At 46.2% G+C, this 8,951-nt stretch carries 9 protein-coding genes; 3 read left to right on the forward strand and 6 right to left on the reverse strand.

What is annotated here, in order from left to right; translation table 11 throughout:
• Positions 1–3: 3 nt before the first annotated feature.
• From H6F88_RS09685 to H6F88_RS09695, 3 genes are all read right to left on the reverse strand, one after another.
• Positions 4–498 carry a hypothetical protein gene (locus tag H6F88_RS09685; protein WP_190642544.1) on the reverse strand — a complete coding sequence of 165 codons (495 nt, stop codon included), beginning with the start codon at positions 496–498 and terminating at the stop codon, positions 4–6.
• Complete coding sequence (locus tag H6F88_RS09690; RefSeq protein ID WP_190642545.1) at positions 495–1,526, reverse strand: hypothetical protein; 1,032 nt, start codon at positions 1,524–1,526, stop codon at positions 495–497. Before H6F88_RS09690 ends, H6F88_RS09685 begins: the two co-directional genes overlap by 4 nt.
• Before the next feature lie 118 nt (positions 1,527–1,644).
• On the reverse strand, positions 1,645–2,763 hold the full coding sequence (locus H6F88_RS09695) for a radical SAM protein (RefSeq protein ID WP_242050481.1): 1,119 nt from the start codon (positions 2,761–2,763) through the stop codon (positions 1,645–1,647).
• 443 nt (positions 2,764–3,206) lie between these two features.
• Here H6F88_RS09695 and H6F88_RS09700 point away from each other — a divergent pair, with 443 nt between their 5' ends.
• Positions 3,207–4,439, forward strand: a complete 1,233-nt coding sequence (locus H6F88_RS09700; RefSeq protein ID WP_190642547.1) for an MFS transporter — start codon at positions 3,207–3,209, stop codon at positions 4,437–4,439.
• A gap of 71 nt (positions 4,440–4,510) precedes the next feature.
• Here the strand turns inward: H6F88_RS09700 and H6F88_RS09705 are convergent, their stop codons facing one another.
• On the reverse strand, positions 4,511–5,155 hold the full coding sequence (locus H6F88_RS09705) for a hypothetical protein (RefSeq protein ID WP_206756433.1): 645 nt from the start codon (positions 5,153–5,155) through the stop codon (positions 4,511–4,513).
• Positions 5,156–5,410: 255 nt separating this feature from the next.
• On the reverse strand, positions 5,411–6,112 hold the full coding sequence (locus H6F88_RS09710; RefSeq protein WP_190642549.1) for a LuxR C-terminal-related transcriptional regulator: 702 nt from the start codon (positions 6,110–6,112) through the stop codon (positions 5,411–5,413).
• A gap of 93 nt (positions 6,113–6,205) precedes the next feature.
• Between H6F88_RS09710 and H6F88_RS09715 the strand changes: the two genes are divergently transcribed.
• A complete protein-coding gene (locus H6F88_RS09715; RefSeq protein ID WP_190642550.1) occupies positions 6,206–6,901 on the forward strand; it encodes a DJ-1/PfpI family protein in 696 nt (231 codons plus the stop codon).
• Between the two features lie 275 nt (positions 6,902–7,176).
• The gene (locus H6F88_RS09720) at positions 7,177–7,971 is read left to right on the forward strand and encodes an SDR family oxidoreductase (RefSeq protein ID WP_190642551.1); all 795 of its coding nucleotides are present in this window, start codon (positions 7,177–7,179) and stop codon (positions 7,969–7,971) included.
• A 226-nt stretch (positions 7,972–8,197) separates the two neighbouring features.
• On the opposite strand, the gene H6F88_RS09725 is transcribed toward H6F88_RS09720, so the two are convergent.
• Positions 8,198–8,818: a LysE family transporter gene (locus tag H6F88_RS09725; protein ID WP_190642552.1), complete on the reverse strand. Its 621-nt coding sequence runs from the start codon at positions 8,816–8,818 to the stop codon at positions 8,198–8,200.
• Positions 8,819–8,951: the final 133 nt, after the last annotated feature.

Raw genomic sequence — 8,951 nt, forward strand, 5'->3', positions numbered from 1 at the left:
CTATCAGTGATTTGTGGCAACCTGAAACGCCTGATGAATCTCTGCTTCTTTCCATCCTTGTTCTGTCAGGGTAGTGAGAATTCGTTCGTAAGTGTGTCCTAGTCGGACTGCCCGCCGGATATATTCGTCTAGCGCAATGCGTTCCTGGGGAGTTGTGTTTTGGGAAACGGTGCGGGCGACTACCCCGTGAGGGGAACTGCTTTGCATCGCCTGCTGGCGAATGGATGCCTCAGTTCGCTCTGCTGCATTTCTGACTGCTCCGTCGCGGCTAGATATCCCTGTAGTGTTAGCAATTTCCTTCGCTAAAGTGAGTGCTGCCCATCCTGTCACAAGGGACAAAGGAATCCAGATAATTAAACCAATTCCGGCTGTACATACTACTGAAGCGGCTAGCAGCCAAAAGGCGTTGCTCAACCCGCCTGTGAATGCAGCAAGACAAAGAAAGACCAGGGGAAACCCGACGGCAAAAGATTTAAATGATCGGATAGGAGTGCTCATAATTTGTTGTCAATTGCAGTTTCCCAGTAGCGGACAAAGGTAATCACTAAAGCCATGTAGCAGGGAATGGCAAAGGCAACCTCTACAGGCACATGGGTGAAAGGTGTGGTGAAACCAGTGAAGTTGGCGATCGCACTTTCACCATAGACTCGATAGCCGTTGATGATAAACCAGGACTCTAACGGAAGGGCGATCGCTCCTGTCACGAGTAGGGCAATTAGAAACCGTTGAGGAATGCTGTAGTGGATGAACAGTTTGTTCACAATATTCATTGCCAGCCAAATTACCAGAATCCAGGTTCCGGTCATGAGCACGCTAATGTCGTGAAAGATGTAAGACCAATCGGGCAAATTCTCATTTCTCGCCATTGGTTCAATCATCACTTCAAACAAAAGAATGCCGACTAAAGCAATGACAAAACTCCTCAGCCATTTTCTTCGCTTAGTTGGAATTAAAAGCTGGTCATCAATTGCAAAACTCCAATACTTATAGAAACTAATCACTAAAGTTGTAAAAACTGGCGTGTAGTAGATCACCTCAATAATGGGTACATCCCAAACGAAAATGCCAATTACGGAATTCAACACCTCCGGGGCGTAACCTCGAATCCCAATATTTACAACAACGATTTCAAAAATGCTAACCAGAACGGTCAGAATCGCTAAGTAAAGTGCAAACCGATGCCATTCTTTCCAGCGAGGCAGGAAGTAATCAACTAGCAGCACAATAGATAAAATCATTGCCGCCCAACCGACTGTCAAAACCCAACTGACGTCCCGATATACATACGCCCACCAGCCCAACTTATGGTTGTGCCACATGGGAGCCGTAAAGACTTCAAAGATCAGCACACCGACGCTCATGATCAAAAAGCGCTGTCCGATTTTATCTTTGACTTTAGGAAGAATCAAAAAAGCAGCAGCAACTCCACTAAAAACGAACAGTTCAAATAATAGAGTTAGCGGTGTTGGTGTTGCATCAAAACCGCAGGCTAGATGAGAAAGGAAGCTATTAGTCAATCCATTCATGCAAAAGAAATTTCTCCAGCTAGTTCTTTAAGGATGGGTTGGCGATCGCACAGCAATTCGATTCCACAAGATGGTGCGTTACAGCTTTGCCTAACACACCCTATCCATCATCCACTGATCAGCACTTACTGACAGCGCCACAATCATTACAGCTTCCATCGGAAACCGTCGTCATCTCGCGAAATGTTGAATCTTTTATTTTGCAGCCGCCCCATTTTGCCTGACAAAATTCCGGCAAAGTTGTCAGTCTTTCCCACACTTTCCATAGCGGCTCTTCTAACACATTGCCAAATTTGCTGTGGTTAAAGTCACAGGACATGATGTCGCCATAGGGAGAAGCATAAAAGTAACTGGTTCCACAGGAGCACCCGACACTTTTGTGACTAGTGAAGTGGGCATAAAAGGTGACGCCAGGGTAGTCTGAATTTTGGTTATACCGTTGTGCAGATTGAATCATGGCTTCAACCCAACCCTCGTTATCGACTAGATCTTCTCGATCTTTGTATCGTCCTGTGGGCAACGCATCAAACACTAAAACTTCGTGAATACCAATTTCTTTGCCCAATTCGACAATTTTTTTGAGCTCACCTTGCTCGTAAGTTTCAGGTGTCATGGTGGTCGAAATTCCGGTTGAGAAACCTAGCTTTTGAGCCAGTTTAATTCCTCGAATTGCCTGAGCGAACAGACCTTCCTTACATCGAAAATGATCGTGCTCTGCGGGATTTGCTGAATCAATACTGATGTAAATACTATCCAAACCTGCTGACTTTAATTCATGAATTCGCTCTTCTAAGAACCAACCATTTGTGAATAGAACGGTGGTAGAAAAGCCTTTATCTACAGATTGAATAATTTCTGGCAAATCCGATCGCATCAGGGGCTCACCCCCCACAAAGTTAATCACAGAAACGCCCAAATCTTGAGCATCTCGAATCAATTTTTGTGCCTGATTGAGTGTCAGGACTGCCCGACCTGGTTCTTCTACGGCTGTGAAAAAGCTGCAATGCTGACAGGCAGCGTTGCAGTCATCATTCACCGCAAAACTCATCATGTTGGGCAGATTCTTGTTTTGAATCGTGCGGTAGAGGGCACGAGCAATGAAATTAGCAGCGGGTTTGCTAAATAAAGCGGGAGTCGAGAGGGAATAAACCGGGTAGCCGTTGCGAAAATGGATGACTTTGTTGTGATTCAGGTAAATTCTATAGAGAACTTCGACGAAATCAATGCTGCAATTCATGGTTTTAGTGGCTAAAAACCATTTCAGCCGGAGGTTCGTTAGCAACGAATTCATAAGGTTTGGCTAGAAATCTAGAGTTTAGCCAGAGGCGATCGCTCCTCCCAACGATTTGAAATAAAACGTACAAATTCTCTAGGCTGTTCCTTGCATTCAATGACTTGTTATGTTGGGCAACAGCTTCAATTGCTAACTTCCACTTTGATTCCAGAAGCTGACAACAAATCACAGTTGAGGCAGGTTCATTGTTACCCAAATATTTCATTCTCCATTGAACGTTAGGCTCATCATACTCAGGGCTCGGTAAATAAGTTCGTAAAGAAACTATGTTCTCATAACCCATGCCAGCAGATTTCAAGATGCTTCCTATGTGAGTCCAGGTGATTTTACCTTGTGCTAATGGATACATCTCCGTAAACTGAGGAGGTTGATCTAGAAAGCCTTTGATGCCAACCCCCATAACCCTTAACTCCAAAACTCGCTGGCAGATTCCTGCCGTACTTGCTGTAACAGTTCTTGTAAATTATTTAGACCGCAATAACCTGTCTTTAGCGATACCTCGTCTTGCTCAAGACTTTAATTGGAGCGATCGCGAAGTAGGCTCAAAGGGCGAGTTATTGTTGGCTGCTTTCTTTTTATCCTACGCTCTGTCCAACATGTTGCTGAGTCCTTTAGCAGAGCGATTTGGGGCAAAACGAAGCGTCATAGCAGCGATCGCAGCCTTCTCCCTCGTTACGATTTTGAGCGCACCGTTTGGATACTCTTTTACAGCTCTGATTGTCCTACGTTTGCTTTTGGGACTGGGAGAAGGGGTTCACATTCCGATGTTGAGTGCGATTATCAGTCAATGGTTTTCGTCGGGGGAGCGATCGCGTGCTAATGCGATTTGGGGAAGCGGCATTTTGCTGTCTACGGCGATCGCACCGCTGATTGTGGTGCCGTTGATTCAGGTTTGGGGTTGGCGTTTTACCTTTGCGGTTTTGGGCGTTGCTGGAATGCTGCTCTCGATTCCATTAGTTTACTTTCTAGTGCCGGATGAGCCGTCTTCAGTCCAATCTGATGTGGATACGACCGCTTACGATCAGCGTCAGCAAAGACCGTCGGTTCAATATCGTCGAGATCATCGATTCTGGCTTGCCGTTGTAGGAGGTAGCCTCAATGCCTTTTGTGCTTTTGGTGTATTGAACTGGTTGCCCACGTATTTTAATCGTGCAAAGGCGATCGATTTTGCACAACTGGGATGGCCGCTTGCTTTAATTTTTTCAGCCGGAATCGCTGGCATTGCACTGATGGCTTATCTAGGCGACAAGTTGCAGCAAAGGACAAAACTTGCCGGAGTTGGTTTTCTGATAGCAGGTGGGATGGTTTATATTGCTTCCACTACCAATAGAGTAGAACTTTTGGTGCTGTTTTTTGCCGCCGCAGTGTTTTGTCAAAGTGCTTATGCGGCTCAAGAATACGCAATCATTCAACGCATCTTGCCAGCCAATCAAATGGGTGCAGGAACAGGACTTTATAACGGTTTATCTATGTTGTTGGGAGGGGTGGGTGGCTCTCTAATTCCAGGGTCAATCGTGGCAGCAACGGGTAGTTTTGATGTAGCCATTCTCAGCATTGTGGTAGGTGCATGGCTGGCATCAATTGTGATGTTTGTGCTATCACGAATGATTCGGTACTGATAGTGGCGTAATACATGAGCCGAGTGGAGTGACCTGTTCTGCTGCAACGCGATGTCTTGGAATTTTGGCCGTTACACCAAATCTGGCAAAGCGATTTGGACTTCATGAGCACCGCTGTAAAGGTACGTTTTATACCCTCGAAGGAGAATCCGAAATCCTAATGATGTATATAAGTGTCTTGCTTCCTCTAACAGAGTATCAACCTGCGGCTGATTATTATCCTGTATGGACCTTCCTATCTGCCGCCAGAGTTCAATTGGTTCATCAATGTTTTGTAACACATAGGTGGGATGCCAATCTGATACTTCTTCAGTGCAATTCACTTCAATGAGCTTCAACGCTAACTGATAGTCCTGCGGCGCAATGTTCCATTTGAGTGACCGCCAGGTTGCTGTGCAACGGATTGAGGGGACGCCATTCTTCAACTGTGCATCAAGGCGTTTGCATTCTCCAGTTCGCCAAATTTCTGACAGTTCGCAACTTGTCCACCCTGTGAAATTGGTCGGTATAACGATGGAAGCTTCGGGTGTGTCGAGCGTGTCAGGAAGTCCTGTTTCCCCAGGGTGCATCCATCCCCAAGTCAAATCACTAGCAAAAATATGATTTTGCTTCAAACATTCTGATACGCGCGCCCATGCTGCACTCAGGTAATTTTCTGAGATGTTCCGCAAAATCGTCTCGAATGAATCGCCTAAGACAAATCCTGCCACATCCAATCTACGACCGCACCTTGGAACCTCTAAAGATTCAAGAGCTTCCCAATCTTCTTTGTGAAGTGCCCACATATCCATACGAAGCAATATAATCTATTTGTAAAATTGTGCGCGAAGAAAAGCCGACTTCCAGCAGAATGGTTTAAATGAGCGGCAGCAAAACCTTGAACTCAAAACTAGGGGTGTTGTGATGTCTACTGCATCACACATCACAATTGCTATCTTGCTCTATTCAACTGCCTCCATGGTTGGAGCCTATCACATACGCAATTTCGCTACCATTTCTGTCCGAGCAGAAACTTCTAACTTCCGAAACATACGCTTTAGAGCTTGTTTTACAGAATTCTGAGTGATCCATAACTCCGCACCAATTTCTGCATTGGTCAGCCCTTTTGCAACAAGATCAGCAATTTGAACTTCTCTAGGTGTAAGACACTTGACGGATGGATTTGTACTCCAGGGCTGTTTCCGCAGTTCAGCAAGACGTGCAGAAAGGTGAGTGCAAACGGCTCCCAAACTAGCCAGATCCAATTGACTAAATGCAGGCACATGACCAATACGAGCAAAGTTTACTGTACCAACTAACTGACCTTGCCCAACAATGGGACCCGTCATAATATGCTCATGATCATAGGTAGAACAGCATCTTTTGTACAACTCACTCTGTTTCCAGGCTCCCTTGGGCAGAACTAATTCTTCATGAGCCGGAGCATGGTACTGCAAAACGTACTGCAAAACTGGATCAACAGATTTACCAAACTTTTGATACTGTTCAACAAACGTATCTGAAACCCCTCTTGCATCAACACTGGCTAAGCCGTTATTTTCATCTAGAAGATAAATCCCCCAGCGTTGCACTCCAAAATATTCGCTGATACTATCCATCACCCTAAACCGCAGGGCTTGTTCAGTTGGTGCAGTAGCGATCGCTTGAAACAAAGGGTAAAGAGAACGAGGCATAGGCTAAAAGTGTACCCACTTGAGGACTATTGGCGTTAGCAGACTTTCCCTACAATCGTTTCACAACCAGACGTTATTAAACAACTGAGGGCAATGTCTCAACTACAAATTGGCTTTCTCGTTTATCCGGGTGTAATTCAGCTTGACGTGATGGCAGCTTACCAAGTTTTAGCCTTTCCACCCAATACACAAGTGCATTTGGTCTGGAAAAATCTGACCCCTATCCTTAGCAACGAAGGTCTGACCCTGACGCCAACCGTAACACTTGCCGATTGCCCACCTCTGGATGTGATTTGCGTGCCAGGTGGCGGTATGAGACAAATCGAGATCATAAAAGACGTTGAAATTTTGGACTTTCTGCAACAGCAGTCAAAATCTGCTCAATATGTGACGAGTGTATGCACAGGTTCAATGATCCTGGCAGCGACTGGTTTACTGCAAGGCTACAAAGCAACCTGCCATTGGGCATTTCGTGGTCAGCTGGCAATGATGGGAGTTGAAGTTGTGCCTCAACGAGTTGTTGTTGACCGCGATCGCATCACAGGGGCTGGTGTTACATCAGGAATTGATTTTGGCTTAACGCTGCTGGGGCTGCTTTGTGGAGAGAAGGTTGCAAAGATGGCTCAATTGATGATGGAGTACACCCCTGAACCACCTTTTAACGCAGGCACACCTGAAACAGCGGGGGAAGAAATTGTGCAACCCTTGATGCAATTTGGCAAACCACTCCTTGATGCTTTCCTAGCCCAAACAAAAAAGACAGCGAGTCAACTCAACCTGAAAAGCTAATTTCTGATGTTGCTGGCTCAGCCGAAATTTCAAGGCTGCATCCCCACCGACCAACTTAGCAAGATCATGGGTCGGTTCATTAGACACAGCTACCGTATTACTACTTCCTTGTTTACTAGACCTCCTGCATGAATCACTTTTTGAAGCGTGAATGGTAGCGCGGCGGAGCCGCGCTACCATTCACGCAGGAAGTCTACTGTAGTAATAGTTCTTCGGAATGATGCAGAAACTATGAACTTAGCCGAATCTACTTTAGTAAAGTGAGATAAGTTTGCATGACGACAGCCTTGATTACTGGAGCCTCTGCTGGCATTGGTGCAGCATTTGCCCAACAATTAGCAGCACGTCAAACCGATCTTGTGCTGGTCGCTCGTTCCCAGGACAAGTTACAGGAACTTGCCAATTCCCTCAAACATCAACATCAAATCCAAGTAGACATTATTGTTCAGGATTTGACAGCACCAGACGCGACAGAAACTATCTTTCAAACTGTGCAACAACTTGGACGATCGATTGACCTATTAGTCAACAATGCTGGGATTGGAGATTACGGTGATTTTGCCGAAAGCGATCGCGACCTGCAGCTGAAAATGGTGCAGCTTAATATTGCGACAATTGTGGATTTGAGCCATCGCTTCTTGGCTGGAATGCGGCAGCGTCGAACGGGAGGGATAATCAATTTGTCTTCGGTGGCTGCGTTTCAGTCTATGCCCTATTTCTCGATCTACGCGGCAACAAAAGCATTTATTCTCAGCTTTAGCGAAGCGTTGTGGGCAGAAAATCGCAGCTACGGAGTGCATGTGCTAGCTGTTTGCCCAGGACCGGCGGGCATTAAGTTCTTCAAAGAAGCGGGATTTCCATCGTTCCTGGTTAACGTAGCTGAAAAAATTGATATGCCGGTTGAGACTGTTGTACGAGATGCCCTAAAAGCATTTGAAAAACGAGAGCCGATCGTGATTCCTGGCAGTCTGGTTAATCCCATTCTGGCTACTCTGCCTCGGTTTGTGCCGCGAAAGTGGGTTTCTAGCTTCTGGAAGTTGATATTAGGAAATAATTTTGGCAAAGGATAACACCTCCACTTCCATCTCTGGCTTGATAGAACGAACCAATTCTGATGAAGCAAACAAAACAGCAGACCTTTGAGGGTGAGATTGAAGAAGAATGAGCAAGAGCGCTGACGTTTCTACTGCGATTAACCTCAGTTGACAAAGACTGGAACAAGCAAGTCCGTCCTAACGTTGGAGTTCAGCGACGGACAAAAGCGTAGGCTTTTTGGCTGTCCGCTGCTATGAAGAGTTAGAAAGCGCGGGCATAGTGGAGTCCAAGTTCAGCTGCCCTCATAATGGACACGAGACCAAACCAGACCAAGGTGCCAGCAAGTAATTTCATCGTTAGGCGGTAGCCACGACTCTCCAAGGACGGAAAGAAGCGGACGGCAAGAATGGCAACAGCAACCTTGGAAGCTATCAGGGTTCCAATAGCGGTTACGACGAAGACAACGCTCTCGGCGGTAGAGCCACGAATGATGTAGTTCCCGCCAACCGTGAACCAAAAGAGATAGGGACCCGGATTGAGAAGGTTCACCTTCACTGCTGTTGCGAGGGAGCTTTGTGATTCGAGCTTTCCGGTTAACGAAATGTTGTTGACGCGAAACATCCTCGCGGATAGCCAAAGCAGATAAGCTCCTCCAACCAGACTTAGAGCAGCGGCAAATAGTTCAATACTCTTGAATTGCGAGAGAAACCAAAGTGCAGCGATGATGATTGGGCCATCGGTAATCAATGGGGCAAGGCTTGCTCGGACTCCGGCGAAAAGCCCTCTCGATAAAGCTTGTTGAATTACAATTACACCGAGTGGCCCCGGTTTGAGACCCGCAGCCAATCCGAATGCCAGTGCGGAAAGGAAGAATTCGTTCATTGGTGCTTTCTAACGGTTCCGGTCAGCGGTTTCCAATACCTTTGCAACACCATGGGTGTTTCCAGTCTATCCGCTGCACCAGAATTGTTGCGCAGCAACCTACGAACCAAGACTTGTTTACTTCCCAGAAGAT

Origin of the sequence: Oculatella sp. FACHB-28 (assembly GCF_014696015.1) — a bacterium.
Classification (GTDB): domain Bacteria; phylum Cyanobacteriota; class Cyanobacteriia; order Elainellales; family Elainellaceae; genus JAAUTN01.